Annotated in this window: 19 protein-coding genes; 9 read left to right on the top strand and 10 right to left on the bottom strand. The window is 61.0% G+C overall.

Annotated elements, in window-relative coordinates; genetic code table 11:
- Nucleotides 1-24 precede the first annotated feature (24 nt).
- Nucleotides 25-1,155: a glutamate 5-kinase gene (gene proB, locus QMG56_RS01785; RefSeq protein WP_281820844.1), complete on the top strand. Its 1,131-nt coding sequence runs from the start codon at nt 25-27 to the stop codon at nt 1,153-1,155.
- A complete protein-coding gene (locus QMG56_RS01780; protein WP_281820843.1) occupies nt 1,152-2,069 on the top strand; it encodes an NAD(P)-dependent oxidoreductase in 918 nt (305 codons plus the stop codon). The genes proB and QMG56_RS01780 overlap by 4 nt, the downstream gene beginning before the upstream one ends.
- Here the strand turns inward: QMG56_RS01780 and QMG56_RS01775 are convergent.
- On the bottom strand, nt 2,066-2,620 hold the full coding sequence (locus tag QMG56_RS01775; protein WP_281820842.1) for a Pycsar system effector family protein: 555 nt from the start codon (nt 2,618-2,620) through the stop codon (nt 2,066-2,068). The genes QMG56_RS01780 and QMG56_RS01775 overlap by 4 nt on opposite strands.
- A 156-nt stretch (nt 2,621-2,776) precedes the next feature.
- Between QMG56_RS01775 and QMG56_RS01770 the strand changes: the two genes are divergently transcribed.
- The 3 genes from QMG56_RS01770 to QMG56_RS01760 all read left to right on the top strand — a co-directional run bounded on the left by QMG56_RS01770 (nt 2,777) and on the right by QMG56_RS01760 (nt 6,440).
- Nucleotides 2,777-3,019, top strand: coding sequence for an acyl carrier protein (locus tag QMG56_RS01770; RefSeq protein ID WP_230188536.1), 243 nt, complete (start codon nt 2,777-2,779; stop codon nt 3,017-3,019).
- 7 nt (nt 3,020-3,026) lie between these two features.
- A complete protein-coding gene (locus tag QMG56_RS01765; protein WP_375713610.1) occupies nt 3,027-4,289 on the top strand; it encodes an aminotransferase class I/II-fold pyridoxal phosphate-dependent enzyme in 1,263 nt (420 codons plus the stop codon).
- Nucleotides 4,290-4,367: 78 nt separating this feature from the next.
- Complete coding sequence (locus QMG56_RS01760) at nt 4,368-6,440, top strand: ATP-binding protein (protein WP_281820841.1); 2,073 nt, start codon at nt 4,368-4,370, stop codon at nt 6,438-6,440.
- Here QMG56_RS01760 and QMG56_RS01755 read toward each other — a convergent pair.
- The 3 genes from QMG56_RS01755 to QMG56_RS01745 are packed head-to-tail and all read right to left on the bottom strand — an operon-like array spanning nt 6,397 to nt 8,810.
- Nucleotides 6,397-7,293 carry a hypothetical protein gene (locus tag QMG56_RS01755; RefSeq protein ID WP_281820840.1) on the bottom strand — a complete coding sequence of 299 codons (897 nt, stop codon included), beginning with the start codon at nt 7,291-7,293 and terminating at the stop codon, nt 6,397-6,399. The two genes, QMG56_RS01760 and QMG56_RS01755, sit on opposite strands and share 44 nt — an antisense overlap.
- A 46-nt stretch (nt 7,294-7,339) precedes the next feature.
- Nucleotides 7,340-8,308: a diacylglycerol kinase family protein gene (locus QMG56_RS01750; protein ID WP_230188539.1), complete on the bottom strand. Its 969-nt coding sequence runs from the start codon at nt 8,306-8,308 to the stop codon at nt 7,340-7,342.
- Between the two features lie 19 nt (nt 8,309-8,327).
- Nucleotides 8,328-8,810: a DUF2141 domain-containing protein gene (locus QMG56_RS01745; protein ID WP_281820837.1), complete on the bottom strand. Its 483-nt coding sequence runs from the start codon at nt 8,808-8,810 to the stop codon at nt 8,328-8,330.
- On the opposite strand from QMG56_RS01745, the gene QMG56_RS01740 reads away from it, so the two are divergent.
- Genes QMG56_RS01740 through lptG form a run of 3 tightly spaced genes read left to right on the top strand, consistent with a single transcriptional unit; the run spans nt 8,797 to nt 11,313 of the window.
- Entirely contained in the window at nt 8,797-9,024 is a 228-nt protein-coding gene (locus QMG56_RS01740) for a hypothetical protein (RefSeq protein ID WP_281820836.1), read from the top strand. The two genes, QMG56_RS01745 and QMG56_RS01740, sit on opposite strands and share 14 nt — an antisense overlap.
- Nucleotides 9,008-10,216, top strand: a complete 1,209-nt coding sequence (gene lptF, locus QMG56_RS01735) for an LPS export ABC transporter permease LptF (protein ID WP_230188623.1) — start codon at nt 9,008-9,010, stop codon at nt 10,214-10,216. Before QMG56_RS01740 ends, lptF begins: the two co-directional genes overlap by 17 nt.
- Nucleotides 10,213-11,313, top strand: coding sequence for an LPS export ABC transporter permease LptG (gene lptG, locus QMG56_RS01730; protein WP_281820835.1), 1,101 nt, complete (start codon nt 10,213-10,215; stop codon nt 11,311-11,313). Before lptF ends, lptG begins: the two co-directional genes overlap by 4 nt.
- A gap of 3 nt (nt 11,314-11,316) precedes the next feature.
- On the opposite strand, the gene QMG56_RS01725 is transcribed toward lptG, so the two are convergent.
- Nucleotides 11,317-12,396, bottom strand: a complete 1,080-nt coding sequence (locus QMG56_RS01725) for a fatty acid desaturase (protein WP_281820834.1) — start codon at nt 12,394-12,396, stop codon at nt 11,317-11,319.
- Nucleotides 12,397-12,571: 175 nt separating this feature from the next.
- On the opposite strand from QMG56_RS01725, the gene QMG56_RS01720 reads away from it, so the two are divergent.
- Nucleotides 12,572-13,729, top strand: coding sequence for an N-acetyltransferase (locus QMG56_RS01720; RefSeq protein WP_281820833.1), 1,158 nt, complete (start codon nt 12,572-12,574; stop codon nt 13,727-13,729).
- Nucleotides 13,730-13,898: 169 nt separating this feature from the next.
- Here QMG56_RS01720 and xth read toward each other — a convergent pair whose 3' ends face one another.
- The 5 genes from xth to QMG56_RS01695 all read right to left on the bottom strand — a co-directional run bounded on the left by xth (nt 13,899) and on the right by QMG56_RS01695 (nt 19,368).
- Entirely contained in the window at nt 13,899-14,669 is a 771-nt protein-coding gene (gene xth, locus QMG56_RS01715; protein ID WP_230188544.1) for an exodeoxyribonuclease III, read from the bottom strand.
- Between the two features lie 36 nt (nt 14,670-14,705).
- Nucleotides 14,706-15,032 carry an iron-sulfur cluster insertion protein ErpA gene (gene erpA / locus QMG56_RS01710; RefSeq protein ID WP_230188545.1) on the bottom strand — a complete coding sequence of 109 codons (327 nt, stop codon included), beginning with the start codon at nt 15,030-15,032 and terminating at the stop codon, nt 14,706-14,708.
- 94 nt (nt 15,033-15,126) lie between these two features.
- The gene (locus QMG56_RS01705; protein ID WP_230188624.1) at nt 15,127-15,786 is read right to left on the bottom strand and encodes a M23 family metallopeptidase; all 660 of its coding nucleotides are present in this window, start codon (nt 15,784-15,786) and stop codon (nt 15,127-15,129) included.
- 394 nt (nt 15,787-16,180) lie between these two features.
- Entirely contained in the window at nt 16,181-16,639 is a 459-nt protein-coding gene (gene bcp / locus QMG56_RS01700; RefSeq protein ID WP_281820978.1) for a thioredoxin-dependent thiol peroxidase, read from the bottom strand.
- Complete coding sequence (locus QMG56_RS01695) at nt 16,639-19,368, bottom strand: bifunctional [glutamine synthetase] adenylyltransferase/[glutamine synthetase]-adenylyl-L-tyrosine phosphorylase (RefSeq protein ID WP_281820832.1); 2,730 nt, start codon at nt 19,366-19,368, stop codon at nt 16,639-16,641. Before QMG56_RS01695 ends, bcp begins: the two co-directional genes overlap by 1 nt.
- Between the last annotated feature and the right edge of the window lie 29 nt (nt 19,369-19,397).

The raw sequence follows: 19,397 nt of genomic DNA, 5'->3' as shown, positions 1-19,397 counted from the left end.
TCTCCCTGAAAGGAGGGGAGTTCAGTGACTCTCGCCGGTTTCCCCCCTGCCCTCTGTCGCCGGATCGTCATCAAGATCGGCTCCGCGCTGCTGGTCGATCCTACGGGCAATCCGCGCGAAGCATGGTTGCGCACGCTCGTGGCCGAAATCGCTGCGCGGCGCGCCGAGGGGCAACAGATCGTTATCGTATCGTCAGGCGCGATAGCCCTTGGCGCGCGTCGACTTAATCTGGCCAAGGGTGGCCGGGGCAGCCTTGAAGACGCGCAGGCTGCCGCCGCCGTGGGTCAAATCGCCTTGTCGCAGGCATGGGCCATGCTGCTGGCCGAACAAGGCATTACCGCTGCGCAGATTCTCGTGACGCTCGACGATCTGGAAAACCGCCGCCGATATCTTAATGCATCGGCGACGCTGGAACGGTTATTGTCGCTGGGCGTAGTCCCCGTCGTGAACGAAAATGACAGCGTAGCGACAGCCGAAATCCGATTTGGCGACAATGACCGGCTGGCGGCCCGGATCGGGCAAGCCGCTCGGGCTGACGCAGTTGTGCTGCTGTCTGACGTGGACGGGCTTTACACCGCGAACCCGCACGTCGATGCGACGGCTATGCTGGTGGAAAACATAAAGACAATCGACGCGAAGATCATGGCGATGGCCGATGGTGGATCGGGTTCGGGCATGGGATCGGGCGGCATGCGCTCAAAGATCGAAGCCGCAAAGATCGCGACCGGGGCGGGCGCGCATCTCGCGATCATATCGGGCCATGTCGATTCGCCGCTGCAAAACTGGACCAACGGCGGGCGCGGCTCCATCTTCCACGCTGCCGATGCAAAGCGGGCGCGCAAAAGCTGGCTGGCCGGACGGCTGACGACGCGCGGCCATATCGCCATCGACGCCGGGGCCGAGCGGGCGCTGGCTAATGGCAACAGCCTGCTCCCCATCGGCGTGCGAACCGTGACCGGCACTTTCGCGCGGGGCGATGTGGTGGACATCGTCGCCGAAGACGGTCGGGTGCTGGCGCGCGGCCTCGCCGAATATGACAGCGGCGACGCCGTGAAGATCGCGGGCCGACGCAGCGAGGACATCGCGGCCATTTTGGGCGATGTCCCCCGCTCCGTCCTGATCCACCGCGATCACATGGTGCTGCTGAACCCATGATCCCTTTTCGGCTGGCCGTAACCGGCGCCACGGGTTTCCTTGGCGCAGCAACCCTCGACCTTGCGCTGGGCGCAAAGATGAAGATCAACGCGCTCACTCGTTCGCCGCAGTTCCCGCGCAAGGGCGTGACATGGACCCCCGGCGCGCTGAGCGACCATGACAGTCTGGAGCGGCTGATGGCGGATGCCGACGCGGTGCTCCATATCGCCGGTGTCGTGAACGCGCCGGACCGCAAGGGTTTTGCCGAAGGCAACGCAACCGGCACGATGAATGTCGTCGACGCCATGCGCCGCACGGGCGTTCGCCGCATCGTGCATGTGTCGTCGCTGGCGGCCCGCGAGCCGCAGCTTTCAAGCTATGGCTGGTCGAAGGAACTGGCCGAGCGGCATGTCATGGCCAGCGCGCTCGACTGGACCATCGTGCGCCCTCCGGCGATCTATGGTCCCGGTGACAAGGACATACTCGACCTGTTTCGAATGGCGTCCAAGGGGGTCGTGATGCTCCCGCCCGGCGGGCGCTTGTCGGTTATTGAAGTCAGTGACTTGGCACGCCTTCTTCTGACACTCATCGAGGATCGCGGAGACAGTCTCGCGCAAATTTATGAAGTCGATGACCAGACGCCGGGCGGATGGAGCCATGCCGATTTCGGTCGCGCCATTGGTATGAGTGTGGGCCGCGCCGTCCGCACCATCGCCACACCACGCTGGTTGATGAATGTCTCCGCCGTCAGCGACCGCATGATCCGCGGACGCAAGGCAAGACTGACGCAGGATCGCGTAGGCTATTACTGCCATCCTGACTGGGTATCCCGCCCCGAAATGGCACCGCCCGCCGAACTCTGGCAACCGCAGGTGGCGACCATGGACGGGCTGAAATCGACGGTCGCGGCCTATCGCGCAAAGGGCTGGCTTTAGATTAGCCGCCCCAGCACGAGCTCTACCGCAAATGCCGCAAAGCTGAGCACCAGCCCCGTCAGAAATATCCGATAGGCATAGCCCAGATATTTGTATTTCTTGTGCTGCAGCACTTGCCCATTCTGATAGATGTCCCGCAGCATCACCCGATACAGCGCTTCGTCGTCGTCCAGCTTCGCCACGATCCGGTCGGCAAATTCACTTTCGCTGACGCTGGTGAAAATGCCGAAAAACAGGATATTGGCATCGTCCCCCACTGGCCCCTTAATATTGGTGACTTTGGGCAGGACAGACAGGATCGCAAACGTTGCGGCCAGAAATGCCCCTGTGGCGAGGATAGCAATCGGCACGATCATATGCCCTGTCCGCAACTGCCCCACCGCCAGCGTGAAGACCACGAAAGAGGCACCCATCAGCATATTCGCTTTCTGGTCGGCCATCTGGCTTAGCTGCAGATTGGCGGCGAGCGACGTGCGGACAAGATGGATCGCATTGGGCACCAGCGGCCGCTTTACCGCGGTCCGTTCCTCCCCCTTGGCATAGTCGGCCATCGTTTTTATTCCCCAAACTTTCCCGGAACATCGCATCTTGCGCACATTGCGGCAAGTTCACGCCCGATTGACGCCTTATTCCCTTGCCAAAGGAAGCCGATACGGCGCAAAAACCGCGCCTTCAACGCCTGAAATAAGTCCAGAAAGACGAATAGCATGACGGATCGCCAAACCATCTTCGCGCAAGTCGCCGAACAGATCGCGCCTTTCAATAAAAAAGGCGTCGCGCTGACCGAAGCCACGACCTTTGCCGGGGATCTGGAATGGGACAGCCTGACTGTCATGGATTTCGTGGCCGCGGTCGAGGATGAATTCGACATCCTCATCACCATGAACATGCAGGCGGAAATCGAGAATGTCGGCCAGCTTGTCGACGCCGTCACCAAGCTGAAGGGTTGAACGCGCCATGAGCCAAGCTGCAGCCACCGCCGCCGACACGCAGACTCCGGACGAAACATCCGGCGCGACCGACCTGTTTTCCAAATTCGATCCCCTGATCGCCGAGCGCGAAGCGCTGATGGCGACGGGCGTGCGCGATCCTTTCGCCATCGTGATGGACGAAGTGAAGTCGCCGACCCTTGCGGTGATCAAGGGCAAGGAAACCATCCTGCTGGGCACCTACAACTATATGGGCATGACGTTCGACCCGGATGTGATCGCGGCGGGCAAAAAAGCGCTCGACGAATTCGGCGCAGGCACGACCGGCAGCCGCGTTCTGAACGGCACCTATCAGGGCCACAAGGAAGTCGAGGACGCGCTCAAGGAATTTTACGGCACCGATCATGCCATGGTATTTTCAACGGGTTATCAGGCGAACCTGGGGATTATTTCCACGCTGGCGGGTAAAGGCGACTACGTCATTCTGGACGCGGACAGCCATGCGTCGATCTATGACGCCTGTTTCCTGGGCAATGCCGAAATCGTCCGCTTCCGCCACAACAGCGTCGAGGATCTGGACAAGCGGCTGGGTCGCTTGCCCGTCGATGCGCAGAAGCTGGTCGTGCTCGAAGGCGTCTATTCGATGCTGGGCGACATCGCGCCACTGCCGGAAATGGTCGCGGCCATCCGCAAGCACAAGAATTGCATGATTCTGGTCGACGAAGCGCATGGCATGGGCTTTTTCGGTCCCAACGGTCGCGGCGTGTACGAGGAACAGGGCGTCGAGAAGGACATAGACTTCGTAGTCGGCACTTTCTCCAAATCGGTCGGCACGGTCGGCGGTTTCTGCGTTTCGAACCATCCCAAGTTCGACGTGATGCGTCTTGTCTGCCGCCCCTATGTGTTCACCGCGTCGCTGCCGCCCAGCGTCGTAGCCACCGCTGCGACGTCGATCCGCAAACTGATGCACGCGCAGGACAAGCGCGCGCATCTGTGGGAAAACAGCCGCCGATTGCACGGCGGGCTGAAGGCAATGGGCTTCAAGCTCGGCACCGATACGCCGCAATCCGCGATCATCGCCGTCATCCTCAACGACCAGACGCAGGCTGTCGCGATCTGGCAGGCGCTGCTGGAACTGGGTCTCTACGTCAACATGGCCCGCCCGCCTGCAACGCCGACCGGCACGTTCCTGCTGCGCTGCTCGCTATGCGCGGAACATAGCAGCGATCAGGTCACGCAGATTCTGGGCATGTTCGAGGAAGCCGGAAAGGCGACCGGCGCGATAGTTTGATCCAATTTACGATGGATACGTAACGATACTTCCCCCGATTCATGTTCTGCTCTATGAGCTTGGAACATGGACGGCGCGATGAGTTATATCGACGATGAGCTGCCTAAGACGCGCCGGGTCATCCGCCGCGTGGTCGGCGCTGCCATTGGCATTCCGCTGATGATCGCGCTCGGTGCCTTGCTGTACTTTGCCAGTATGGCGAGCAGCGACCGGGACATGGCGCTGGACGAACAGCGCCACAGTTTCGAAGTCATCAACCTGGCGACGCAACTGGACGCATCGATTGCCAAGTCCGAAGCGACGCTCGCCCGCTATGTGATCGGCATGGATCCCGACACTGGCCGCCTGTTTCAGTCGCAGTGGCGACGGGCCGGAGCGGAACTCGATGCGCTGGCGTTCTCCACCCGCAAAAGCCCTTGGCAAAAGGCAGCGGTTCAGGGTCTGCGCGAGGCCTATCTGGATCGCGGCAAGACGCTGAACGAAATCGGCCTGCGCACGACCTACGATCAGAAACTGGGCGCGCTATCGCAGTTTCATCAGGCGGGGAAGTCCACCAATCTCAAGCTGATAAACGATCGGCTGTACGCCATCATCGAAGCGGAAAACGCCCGGCTTACCGAGCGTAGCACTGCCGTGAATCTTGCAGGCGATCGCAGCGCGCTGGCCAATCGGACCTATCTGCTGGTCGGGCTCATCATTCTCGTCGGGGCGCTCTGCGCGGCATGGGCAGCGATGTCAGCTTGGGCGGACCGTCGCAATGCGCGTCGGCTGGCGGACGCGGAAATGATCCGGGCGGACCGCATGGAGGCCGCCGTCACGATTCGCACCACGCAGTTGCAGGAAGCCAATGTCCGCCTTCAGCAAGAGGCCGCCGAGCGCGCTGCAGCGGAAGAGAGCCTGCGCCAGATGCAGAAGATGGAAGCCGTGGGGCAACTTACCGGCGGCATCGCGCATGATTTCAACAATATGCTGGCCGTCGTGTCCGGGGGGCTCGAACTTGCAAGGCGGAAACTGCGCGAAGACCCGGAAAATGCCGAGAGACATATCGACAATGCAATGGAAGGCGCCAACCGGGCATCCGCGTTGACCCGTCGGCTGTTGGCGTTCGCCCGCGCCGAACCGTTGCTGCCTGCCGCAGTCGATCCCGATGCGCTGATTCGCAACATGATCGACCTCATCGACCGCACCATTGGCGATCAGATCGTCGTTACGCTGGAACCCGGCGCATCGGGCTGGGCCATTTTCGTCGATCGGCATCAGCTTGAAAACGCCATCCTCAACCTCTGCGTTAACGCGCGGGATGCCATGGACGGTCGCGGCACGCTTACGATCACAACAGCGCAGGCGACACTCGCGCCCCGTGAAATCGGGGAGTGCGAAGGCGGTGACTATATAAGGCTCGCCGTCAGTGACAGCGGTTGCGGCATGGATGCAGACGTGCTGCAGCGGGTGTTCGAGCCGTTCTTCACGACGAAGCCCGTGGGCCAAGGTACGGGACTTGGTCTCAGCCAGATTTTCGGTTTCGTGCGGCAATGCTCTGGCGAAATCCGCATTCAGTCCCGGCCCGGTGAAGGCACGCAAGTCGAAATGTTCCTGCCGCGCAAGGCAATGACGGCGGCGCAGGTGGCGGAAATGGTAAAGTCGCCCGCCAGTATCGACACGACCGATCATCCCCCCACCCGCATATTGGTGGTCGAGGACGATCCGCGCGTCCTGTCGCAATCCATGGATGCCATTGCGGAACTGGGGCATCTGCCCGTCGCGTGCCCGCATCCGGACGAAGCGGCGACGATGCTGGAGCGATATGGCGATATCGGCCTGATCATGAGCGACGTCCTGATGCCCGGAATGACGGGCCCCGAGATGATCGCTAGCCTGTCTTCGAAATTCCGCGACATCCCCGTATTGTTCGTAACAGGATATGCCGGTGACATCGACGATGCGATGATGTTCGAAGGCCATCAGGTTTTGCGCAAGCCCTATACCCTGGCCACTCTTTCACGCACGATATCCGATACGATCATTCAGGCGAATGGAAAAGACAGCAAGCCCGGGGCAGCCGAGGCGGCGCCCAAACCGGGCAAATCGGTCCCGAAGAACAAGCCCCTCAGCGAATCGCCCCCGACCGAAACAGCCGAGGCAGCAGAGTAACTGCACCCAGCAAGGGCCAGCGCCGCTGCCACGGTTTTATGGCAATCTGTGTCCCGGCGTGGCGATTGATCTTCCACGCCAGATAATCGATCCCCCCTGCGAAGGTGAAACTGGCCTTTGCCAATCGCATGGCCGTCAGGCGCTTTCCTCGACTCTGCAGCGCACGCCAGCGGCGGGCATTGTCGGCAATCTCTGCTGATGTGAAAGGATCGGCGCGTCGCTGGGGATAGGCGGCGGCAAAGCGGGCATAGCGGTCCGGGTCGCTGTCGACGATAGAGCCGGAACGATCGGTCCGCTCCGCCCGCAATTCCGCGCCATAGGTCAACGCGAATCCTGTGCGCCACAGATGCAGCCCGTCGCCCGGGCCGTCCGCTTGCGCGGCAGGCGCGGCAAGATCGAGCAATGTGGGCGCAGCGCGGGACACCGAGACAATGGCGCGAATGCGCGCGACTTCGTCTGCCGCCCACAACAGGCGGGACGGTTGCGCGAAACGCGCCCAGACCGACACATTGTCCGCATCCCGTCCGCACAGCCGGTCGAAATCCGGTTCGCTCAGCACCGCATATTTGGCGATCAGGCCCTGATGTTCGAATGGGAATACATTAGGCGGGATCAGCCGGTTAGCGCGGGCCAGCCAGCCTTTGCCATAAGCCGCTTCATAGTCCGATACGATCAGATAGAAATCGAGCATCAGCCCGTCGAGATTGGCTTCCCGCAAGCAGGACCCGTAGAACAGCACCGCGCGCGCTGCGCCGGGATACAGGCTTGCCAAAGCTGCCGCCATGGCAATGGCGCGCGGATCGGCAGGCTGCGACAGTTCTTCGGTGACGAGGGCGGAGAGAGAGTGCGACATCAGGATTCACGGTGTCCGCACGGGGCGAACAGCGCAATTCAGAACATCACGCCGCCAGCCGCAGAAACGGCACGGGTGCCGTCGAGCGCAGCACGATGGGGTTGCCTGTATTCGCTTCGAAAATCTCTCCGTCCAGAATGACGCTGCTACGATCGCCTTCGATGCGGATCGTGTCGCCCTGTTCCAGATGGATGCCCTGCATCTTGCGCGTGCCGAAGCGGCCGATCAGCGCAGCTCCCAACATACGCAGGACTGCCGGACCGTTTTGATCCACCGCCATCAACTTCAGCGAACCGCGACCCGATTCGCCCGGCTGCGCGCCCAGCAGAAGACGTTCGAGCGTCGTCACGATCAACACCGCAAAACGCCCGGCAAGCTGTCCATCGCGGATGAGCGAAATGGAGACAGGGCGTGCAATCGGCGGCATGAACTTGCCTTTGACCCCGAAGATCACCGAAAACACGACGGCCAGCGCCGTCAGTGCGTGACTGAGACCGTTGGGCAGGCCCAGCGGATAGATCTTGTTGCGGCAATACAGGATGTAATCGGCAAGGCCTGCGCCGCCCAAGAACATTCCCAAGACCGGGCGACTGCCGTCCTTGCCATCCGACAGAGCAATAAGTTCGCGGACCACGACATGATCGGTCAGGCCGTTCTTCGCGATCTCGACGATCCGTTCCAGTGCCTTGATGGGGTCGCCATGAATGCCAAGGTCAAGCGCGATCAGATTGGTCTTTCCATTGGGCAGCACCGCCACCGGCGGCACCTTACCCTTGAAATGTTCGCCCTGATATAATTCGGTCAATGCCGCCTGCACCGTGCCGTCGCCGCCATTGATGACGATGACCGCCGGGTTCACCCTCGCAATCGTCTGCAACGCGCGACCGATCTGGTCGGCATGTTCGACTTCGTAATGGAAAATATCCGGGTTGCCTGCGCAATAGGTGCGCACGCGCGGAAGAGTCTGTCTATTCCCCGTGGATTGGGGGTTGGACAGCAGCGCGACGCAAACCATTGGGGGCCGAAACCTTTCGTCAGGCGCCCAGAGGCTTGAAGCTCAAGCCCTGGACGTAATTGAGGATGACGCGAATCTCGCGCGTGGAGGAACCGACCGCAAATTTCGCCTTGTCGAGATCGGGCTTCCGCTTGAAGGCGAGATCCAATAGGCTGACATGCGGGTTGCCGGAAAAACCGCCACCGTCCGAAGACTTGTCGCTCTTTCCGTTGTTATTGGCATCGTGGCGGACATACAGCGCATAGCTGCCCGGTTTCGGCACCGCGACGCACACGCTCAACGGACCGGAGCGCGGCACGGGCAGTTCCACCCGCTCGAGATACTTTTTCTTTTCCAGAAACGTCCGTGGATTGGCTTCGTACAACTGCACCCGCAACATGCCGGTGCGCGCCTTTATCCCTTCGACATGCACCAGCACGGCGGAACCATTACGGTCGCAAGCGGCAGCCTGCGGACCTATCGCCTGTGCCGTTGCCGGAGTCGCCGCGATGCCCAGCGCCATCAGGGACGCGACCAATGGCCGCTTCACTGTCTGGAACCTGATCGAAGACAACACTTTCAACATGACCAACACTCTCCTGGAAGCTATAGCGCCTGTCTGGCTTACGCCCGGACCTGCACAGACCCTGTTCGCCCCTCAGGGTGATATGGGCGCGGTTTGCGGCCAAAACATGGTGATGGAACGACCACATATTGAAAATGCTGACAGCCACTGATCGATATATCGCCCGACTGATCGCCGTTCCGTTGCTCAGCACCCTCGTCATTGCGGCGATGTTGCTGGTCCTCGACAAGATGCTGCGCCTGTTCGATTTCGTCGCGGCAGAAGGCGGGCCGGTCAGCGTCGTCTGGCGGATGCTGGCCAATATGATCCCGGAATATCTGTCGCTCGGCATCCCCATAGGGCTGATGCTGGGCGTGTTGCTCGCGTTCCGGCAACTGGCATTGTCATCGGAACTGGACGTGTTCCGCGGCGTCGGCATGAGCTATGGCCGGTTGCTGCGCGTGCCTTATATGTACGCAATCGGCCTTGCCCTCATCAATCTGGCCATCGTCGGATTCGTGCAGCCTTATGCCCGCTACGCCTATGAAGGGTTGCGTTTCGAATTGCGATCGGGCGCATTGGGTGCCTCCATCAAGGTCGGCGAGTTCACGACTCTGGGCAAGCGCATGACCTTGCGCATCGAAGAAAGCCGCAAGAGTGGCACCGACCTGCACGGCATCTTCATGCGGGTATTGGGGAAGAACGGCCAGACATTGGCCGTGACTGCGGCCAGCGGTACATTCCTCGCCACCGACGATCCCGACGTCATTATCTTCCGGCTGCGTGACGGGGTTCTGGTGAACAACGGGCCTAAATACACCTCGCCGCGCATCCTGAGCTTTTCCAGCCACGACCTGCCCATCGACTTGCCGCAGATCGAGCGTTTTCGCGGTCGCGGCAATGCCGATCAGGAATTGACGTTGCCCGAGCTGGTCCGGGTGGGGAAACAGACTGACGACGGCGAGCTTCGCAATCAGGTGCGCGCCAATTTCCATTTCCGGATGGTCGAAGTTGCGATGATGATGCTGTTGCCATTGGCGGCGCTGGCCTTTGCCATCCCGCCCAAGCGCTCCACCTCCGCCTTGGGGGTGTTTCTCTCTATCGTCTTCATCGTGACCTATCACAAGATCAACGAATATGGCGAAAGCGTCGGCGCGCTGGGCAAGGTGGACCCGGTCATTGCCCTGTGGGTGCCATTCATGGGCGTCGCGGCTTTGATTCTATGGATGTATCATGTCGTCGCGCATCGCCCCGGCGGCCAGCCGATCGGTGCACTGGAAATCGGCTTTGCCAAACTGGGCAAATGGATTGGCCGTCGCTTCCGCTTCCTGCGGAGTCGCAAGGTTAAGGGTACGCCCGCATGATGCTGCAGTTTTTCCCTTCGAAGCGCGTGGCGCTGTATATGGGGCGGCTGTTCCTCGTCCGCACCATCGCCGTGCTCGCGCTGCTGGTGATCGTGCTGCAAACGCTCGACCTGTTGGGCGAATCGGGCGATGTCCTAGCCTATCCTGGCAATGGCAACGCGCAATTGTGGAACTACGTCCTGTTGCGTGCACCTCAGATCATCGCGCGCTTTCTGCCGTTTTCGGTTTTGCTGGGCACTTTGGTGACGTTGGCCACGCTCAACCAGAACAGCGAAATCATCGCGATGAAGGCTGCAGGGCTTTCCGCGCATCAGATACTGGCCCCGCTCATCATCGTCGCTTTCGGCATTTCCGCATTCAGCTTTGTTTTCAATGAGCGGATCGTGGCTCGCGCCTCGGCCTCGCTCGATGCCTGGCAAGCGGTCGACTATGGCCCGCGCCCCAAGGACAGCGGCATCAAGTCCAATATCTGGGTCCGTGACGGAGACGATCTGGTCACCGCCGGTCTGGTTGGCGGACGCGGTAAAGGAACATTGCTGCGCAACGTCGAGATCTTCAACCGCTCCAATAACAGCCTGACGACGATCATTCAGGCACCGCGTGGCCGTTACGATGCGCAGGGCAGCGGGTGGATTCTGGAAAATGCACGATCATTCGATGTGGTGCGTGGTACATCGACCATGCTTGGCACCGTGCGGTTCGGGCGCGATATCCGCCCCGATCAGTTCACACTGGCGAAGGTGGATGCCAATGGCCTGTCTATCGGCGCGCTGAGTTCGGCCATTGCCGATCTGAAGGATGCCGGACGTCCCACCGCCGCGCTGGAGGGTGCTTTGTGGCACAAGACCTCCGGGCCGCTATCTGCGCTGCTGATGCCCTTGCTGGGGGCTGTTGCTGCGTTCGGACTGGCACGTTCGGGCAAGCTCTTCGTGCGCGCGGTCATTGGCATGTCGCTCGGCTTCACCTATTTCGTGGCCGATAACTTCGCGCTGGCAATGGGTAATCTGGGTGCCTATCCGCCGCTGATGGCAGCGTGGGCGCCCTTCCTGCTGTTCCTGCTGGTCGGCGAGACAGTACTGGTCCGCACCGAGGAATAGGCGTTACCGACGCAGCATCGTGCTCCGCGCGATCTTCCCGACCAGAGGCAGCATCCCGCGATAATTGCCGCCAGCATAAGATGACTGCGCGTCCATCGTAGCGATCATGCGGACATGGGCCCGGCCCAGTGCGTGATAGGGCACGCTTGGCAGCAAGTGATGCAGCGCATGATAGCGCAGCCCAACCGGCGCCCATATCTCAGGCAGCACGCCCGGCGGTGGCACATTGACCGAGTCCAGATATTGCGCTGTCACGGTCATCGCTTCGCCTTCATTCTCCCACAGATGTGCGACCAATGTGCGCAACTGGTTGATGACGGTCATCGCCGAATGGACCGCCATATAAGTCAGCAACGGCCGCCATCCGAATGCGAAGACGCTAGCGACAAGCGCCAGAGCGAACAGGCACGCCCCTGCCTCCTGCCAGTACCACTGGCGCTTGAATTCCCCTTCGGGCGGACGACGGCGAAAGGCGGGATTGATCGACAGCGCAGAATATTGCGCCTCAACCGCGCGACGCAGCGGCGGCACGATCACGCTGAGCGGGGTCAGCACACCGAAGCGGAAAATGAGGCCCACCGGCGCCAGCATCGCCACAATCACGAACAACGGCAAAGACCACGGCTTCATCAGCGCCAGCGGCAGATATTCCGGATCGTTCGCCGTACCATAGCGGGTGCGGGCGTGGTGCAGCGTATGCACCCCTTCATACATGAACGAGGGAATCATCAGCGGCACGCCGATCAGCAGGTTCCACGCAAAGCGGAACCCCGGCAGCGCGCCTTTGCGGATATGCGTCAGTTCATGGATGAAACTCGCCGCACGATACAGCGTCAGCATCGCAACGACGCCGCACGCCAAAGCCAACGGCACGCTATCCAACAGGATGGCACCGGCCAGACCAGCATAGCCGATGCCCGTCGAAATCAGGAAATCCGGCCAGTAGATCGCCGGGTTCGCAACCGAAAATTCACGGTTCAGCTCCGCTGCCAAACGCAACATCGCTGCATCGTCGGCAATGGGCGCACGACGCCGCTCGGCAGGAAGGGGAGAAGGCACGGCTATCGTTGTATGAGCAGTCATGCAATTCTCCTATCGGGCAAATGCGCACAGTTCATGGCAGCAACATGGCATGTTCAACATTGCGCCACGCTGTCCGGAATCAAAATACGTGCCCGACTCAAAATATCTGGCCGACTTGACAAAATGTGAGGCTGCCACGCACTGCTGTCGACGACCTCTAAGCAAAGACAGCATCATGGCCTCATCTGATTTAGTGATCTCCCCCGTCAGCAACAAGGCTGACCGCAAGGCTTTTGTCGAGCTACCCTGGGCCATCTACGCCAACGATCCCGCCTGGGTTCCGCCGCTTAAGGGCGAAGCCCATGATCTGATAACCCCTGGCAAGAACCCGTTTTTCGAACATGCCGAAGCGCAGTTTTTCCTCGCGCGCCGTGACGGGCAGGTCACCGGGCGCATCTCCGCCCATTTCGATCGGCTTGCGCTGGAAATGCCCGTCGAACAGGGCATGGGACCGGGCACGGGCAATTTCGGCCTGTTCGAAGCGACGGATGAAGAAGACGCCCACGCGCTGATCGCGGCCGCTGAAGAATGGCTTCGTGGCAAGGGAATGACCCGCGTTCTGGGTCCGATATCGCTGTCGATCTGGGAAGAGCCTGGCTTGCTCGTCCACGGTCACGATCATCCGCCGACGGTCATGATGGGCCACAACAGCCCCGCCTATGAAGCGTGGATCGAAAGCGCGGGATACACCCCCGCCAAGAAACTCAATTGTTACGAAATCAACATCAAGAAGGGCTTTTCCCCTCTGGTCCAGCGGATCGTGGAGTCCGGTGAGAAAAACCCGCGCATTCGCATCCGGCATGTAAACAAGAAGGATTTCGACAAGGAAGCCGCAATAATCCTCAACATCCTCAACGATGCGTGGGGCAAGAATTGGGGGTTCGTGCCGATCACCGACAGCGAGATCGCCTTCACCGGCAAGAAGCTCCGCCCGATTGTGTACGAAGACCTGATCCGCATTGCCGAAGTCGATGGCGAGCCCGTCGCGTTCATGATGACCCTGCCCGACCTCAACGAAGCTATCAAGCCGCTCAACGGCTCGCTTCTACCGTTCGGCTGGGCAAAGCTGCTGCTGTGGCTGCGCAAGCCTCAAGTGCGGACGATGCGCGTGCCGTTGATGGGCGTGGTCCAGAAGCTTCAGTCCTCCCGCATGGCCAGCCAGCTTGCCTTCATGATGATTGAACTCATCCGCCGCGACGCCGTGGCGAAATATGGCGCAACACGCGGCGAGATGGGCTGGATACTGGAGGACAATCAGGGGATGGTCGCCATCACCAAAGCCATCGACGCCTTCACGAACAAGAGTTACCAGATTTATGAGAAGGGGCTTTAAGGGGGCGGACCTTCTTTCTTCGTCACCCCAGCGAAAGCTGGGGTCTCAGGCGGTGGCGGGATGTGTTTAGTCCCCACACAAATTCCACCCCCGTGCGCCTTAGCCTGAGATGCCAGCCGTCGCTGGCATGACAATGAAGGTTATGGCTGCATTGAGCCATAAAAGCGCCCTACCGCAACTCCACCCAGACAGGCGCGTGGTCGCTGGCTTTTTCCCGGCCGCGAAAGTCCTTGTCGACCTGCGCATCGTGCAGCCGGTCAGCCGCAGCAGGACTGAGAAGCAAGTGATCGATGCGGAAACCCGCGTCGCGCGGCCAGGCGTTCATCTGATAGTCCCAGAATGTCCACACGCCGCCCTGCGGCTGACGGCTGAGCAACGCATCGGTCCAGCCATCGCCCAGTAACCGGCGATAGGCGGCCCGGCTTTCAGGCTGCATCAGCGCATCGTCGGCCATCGCGGGCACGGAATAGGTATCCTTGTCACGCGGGATCACATTGTAATCCCCCGCCAACACCGCTGGAATTTCCTCCGCCCATATTTCCGCCGCGCGCTTGCGCAGGCGATCCATCCAGCGCAGCTTGTAATCGAATTTCGGTCCGGGCTGCGGATTGCCGTTGGGCAGGTAGATGCTGGCGATCCGTACGCCATCGACCTCCGCCTCCAGATATCGGCTATGCTCGTCCTCCGGCTCACCGGCCAAGCCGCGCTGCACCTCGACCGGCACTTGCCCGCGCGCGAGGATGGCGACGCCGTTGAAGCCCTTCTGCCCATGCCAAATGACGCCATAGCCCGCCGCCTCGATATCCTTCGCCGGGAAGGTCTCGTCCGACGTCTTGATTTCCTGCAGGCAGGCGACATCGGGCCGAGTCTCGTCGAGCCATTCGATCAGACGCGGCAGGCGCGCCTTGATGCCGTTGATATTGAACGTTGCGATACGCATTGGCTGAACTGTCCCCCGATATTCGCGTAGGCGCGGTCAGACCGAAAAGCTGGATCCGCAGCCGCACCCAGCGGTCGCATTGGGGTTCGTTACCTTGAACGCTGCGCCGCCCAGATCCTCGACATAGTCCACCGCCGCGCCGCGGACGAGGTCAAGGCTCATCGGATCGACCACCAAAGTCACGCCATCGCGTTCTACCGAGACGTCCTCCGCATCGACGGCATCGGCAAGGCCGAAGCGATACTGAAAACCCGAACAGCCCCCACCCTCAACGGCCAGTCGCAGGATCGCGGCCTTGCCCTGGCGCAGCGCAATGGCGGCAACGCGGGAAGCGGCGGATGGCGTGAGGTCAATGTCTGTCATGCGCTATAGATAGGGATAAGCAAAAGGCCCGGCAAGCATTCGCTGACCGGGCCTTTTGCTTATCGACGAAAGGATCGTCGATATTCATGTGAATTCAGTCCGCGTCTTTTTCCTGGCGTGGCGTCGGGCCACCCATTGCGACAGGCGGCTTGGTGTTCAGCGCAACGAGATAGTCCGCACCAGCCACGAAGGGCAGCGGGTTGATCGCATTGCCGGCAACGCGCACTTCATAATGCAGATGGCTGCCGGTCGAACGGCCGGTCGAGCCCATCAGACCGATCAACTGGCCGCGATGCACGCGGCTGTTGGGGGCGACGATCAGCTTCGACATGTGGCCGTAGCGCGTTTCCATGCCGTTGCCGTGCGAGATTTCGACGAGGTTGCCGTAACCGCTGGCCCAGCCTGCGCGAGAAACGATGCCATCGGCGGTCGCGTAGATCGGCGTGCCGACCGGACCGGGAATGTCGATGCCCTTGTGCATCCGCGCCGAACCGTTGAACGGATCGGAGCGAACACCGAAATTACTGGTCAGGCTGAGCTTTGCGACTGGGCGTCCCGAGGGGATGTAGACCGCGGACTGCGTCACGCTGTCCATCTTCTTCCAGCTCGAGAAGAGCGAAGTGAAACCCGCATCATTGGGCGCCTGTGGGGCGACGTCCGCTGCAGTTACATCAGCGTAGGGACCATCTTCTTCGGTGGCATTTGCCGGAGCAGCAGCGCAAGCCAGAATGGCAGCGGCGGCAGCAAAACCCATTTTAATGGAAGAGAGAGAAATCCGTTGGAACAAAAGGCTATTCTTATCGTTGCTTACTTGACGATGCGACATGCGAACCCCGATTTTGCCGCCGCACTGCCGGGTGGCTGCGAGACGTGGACCCTAATTTTTTAAGCAGTGCTACCTGCCCCCGTTCAGCATGTCTGCCGATGCAGAATTATTAAGCAAGTATCGCAGTGATTTCGCGCGTCCAACCGGGTTGCCGATACGTCGAGTCGTTGAACGGCAGATTAACGTTAGGCAAAAAAGGCCGAAAACTAAGGATTTGTTAGTGATTTGCGTCACTGCGACGGATGCAACTCGTCGATATCATGCCGCAACTCGTCTTAACCTGCTCGTTTGAACCTGTCTTGATTCGGTACGGACATGGGCACTACGCCCTTGCCGCCGTCAGGACCTCGGCTGCATGGCCCTTGACCTTCACCTTGGGCCAAACCCTCAGCACCGTACCGTCGCCGTCGACCAGAAATGTCTTTCGCTCGATCCCCATATAGGTGCGTCCGTACATCGACTTTTCGACCCAGGTGCCGAATGCCTCGCAAAATCCGCCTTTTTCGTCGGACGCGAGCAGCACCTTCAGCCCATATTTCTCGGCGAACTTCTTAAGCTTTGCGGGCTTGTCCTTCGACACGCCGATGACCGTCACACCAGCCGCAGCGAAATCATCCGCCAGCGCCGTAAAATCCTGCGCTTCGCTGGTACACCCCGGCGTATCCGCCTTCGGATAGAAATACACGACCAGTCGCTTGCCCGCATAGTCGGCCAGGGTGAAACTTTCGCTCGCCCTGTTCTCAAGGGCCGCACCGGGTACCTTGTCGCCTTCGTTCACCATCATTGACCCCCTGCATGCCGCGCGACGATTGCGCCCCATTGTTGTGAAATATCCTGCCGCGCGGCGGCGTAGCTGGCAAGCAGCGCATCCCAATCTTCAACAGCGCAGGCCCGCGCGACCAATGGCCTAGTCGCTTCGGGCGGCTCCGTGGACTTTGGCGATACCAGCCGCGAAACCAGCAGGAAGCGCGTGATCAGGTCATGCGCCGCCAGCAAGGAGGCAGGCAAATGCCCCGCATCGACAAGCTGCGTGAGCGCCGCGCGCAAGTCTGGCGTGAACGCACTACGCGTCAAAAACTGCGTGACATGGACCAGAAATTCCAGATCGACGAGACCGCCCGGCACCAGCTTGGCATCCAGCGGTCCGACAGGCGGTTTGTGCGTGGCGATGTCGCCGCGCATTTTCACTGCCGCTGCGGCAAGGGCATCTCCATCGCGCGGCGTCGCCAACGTCTCGTCTATGATCGCCTGCAATGCTGCGCGCGCCTGCGCCGAACCGAACACCGGACGCGCCCGAGTCAGCGCCAGATGCTCCCATGCCCAAGCCGCCTCGCGCTGATAGCGCGCGAAGCTGTCGAAACTGACCGCCAGCAACCCTTGCGCGCCGGACGGTCGCAAGCGGGTATCGACTTCATACAATGGCCCGGACGCTGTCTGCACCGAAAGGGCATTGGTGATCCGCTGCGCCAGCCGGTTGAAATATTGCGTCGCGCCCAGAGACTTGGCGCCATCGGACTCCGCCGCGAAATCGCCAGTAAACAGGTAGATGAGGTCGAGGTCAGAAGCATGGGTCAGCGCCCCGCCGCCCAGCCGCCCCAAAGCCAGTATCGCCAATGCGCCTCCCGGCACTTTGCCATGCGCGGTCTCGAATTCCGCAATGGTACCTTGCGCGAGCGTTTCTATAGCCGCTTCGGCAACACGCGAATATCCAGCCGCGACCTCCAGCGGATCGGCACCCCCGCGCACGATCTGCGCACCAAGGGCGAAACGCTTGTCCCCCACCCTCTGCCGTACGCGGTCGAGCAGCATCTGATAATCGTCTCCCGGCTCCAGCAATCCAAGCTGCGCAGACAGCACGGCAACCGAAGGGGGCGGATCGAATGCGCTGGCATCAATCAACCCGTCCAGCAGTTCGGCACGCTGCGCTAGCGCATCCGCCAATGTCGGTGCGTGGCTCAGTATCTCCGCCAGCAACTGAACCAAGGCCGGACGGGCAGCCAACAGCTTGAAGAAATTGATCGCACTGGGAAGCCGCTCGATCATGTCGTCCAGCCTGTTGAGCGCCGTCCCAGAGTCCGGCGCTGTCGCCAGAGCCGCCATTAAGGCGGGCAGCAATTCCTCCAGCGCATTGCGCGCCGCGCTGCTTCGCAATGCCCGTACCGAGCCCTCGCGCCAGTGCGCGATACGCGCCAGCGGCACCTGCGTATCGGCAAAGCCCATGCCAACCAGTTGCGCCTTCAACCCTTCAGGATCGTGAGACAATTGATCTACGGCATCCTCCTGGATCAACCGGTCATAGTTGTTGCCGACCCAGGTCACGTGCGGTTGCAGCAAGGCGAGCAAAGCCGATCCGTCCGACAATCCATGCAGCCGCGCGACATTGTCGAGATTATCCGGCTTCGCGGGCAGATCGTGCGTCTGCAGGTCGTCGACCATCTGCAACCGATGCTCTATGGTGCGAAACAGCACATAGCCCGCATCCAGCCGCTGGGCGACATCCTCCCCGATGATTCCCGCCGCCGCCAGCGCCCGCACAGCTTCGCGCGTCGCGCCGGAGCGCAGCGCGTTGTTGCGACCGCCGTGGATCAACTGATGCACTTGCGCGAAAAACTCGACTTCGCGAATGCCTCCTCGCCCGCGCTTCAGGTCATAACCGGGTCCGAATGCCTGCCCCTGCGCATAATGGTCGCGGATGCGGCGGGAAATATCGGTGATGGCATCGATGGCGCCAAAATCGAGCGAGCGCCGCCATACGAAGGGACGGATGGCGCGCAGGAAATAATCGCCCAGCGCCCTGTCCCCAGCCGCTACCCGCGAACGGATGAAAGCGGCCTGCTCCCACCCCATCGCCACGGACTCATAATAGCCGATGGCCGCTTCGACCGGCAACGCAATGGGGGTGGCTTCGGGCGATGGGCGCAGGCGAAGGTCGACGCGAAACACATAGCCCTCACCATCGCGCGCGCTCAATATCTCCACGATCCGTTTGCCGAGGCGGACGGCAGCGTCAACCGGCTCCTCCCGCTCGCGATGCGGCAAGGTGTCCGGATCGAAGATAAGGATCGGATCGATGTCGGAGCTATAATTTAGCTCACGGCTGCCATGCTTGCCTAGCGCGATGACGGCAAAGCCCCGCGGCGTTTCGCCAAGATGGCGTTCTTCGAACGCAGCGGCAATGGCCTTGTCCAGCGCGGCATCTGCAAAGTCCGAGAGGGCGGTGGTGACTTGCTCAAAATCCCACGCTCCAGACAGATCGGCGATAGCGGTTACCAGCGCAAGCGCACCTCGCTCCCGGCGCAGCGCCTGCATCACTGTCTCAGCGCCCGCTCCCGCCGACAATGCCAGTGACCGCGCATGGTCAACATCGCCCAAGGCGAGTGAATCGGTAATGTCGGAAAAGCGGGACATCTGCTGCGCCAGAAATGGCGCGTGCTGTTTGGCCCGTGATAGAGCGCTCACATAATCGACGGGTGTCGTGGCACTTTCGCTCTGCTCTGCACCCCGAACCACTGCGCTTTCGCCCTCCCTTGCCTCCGTTG

It is taken from the genome of Sphingobium sp. BS19, assembly GCF_027925545.1.
Taxonomy (GTDB): domain Bacteria; phylum Pseudomonadota; class Alphaproteobacteria; order Sphingomonadales; family Sphingomonadaceae; genus Sphingobium.
This window is presented reverse-complemented; position numbering and strand designations above follow the sequence as displayed.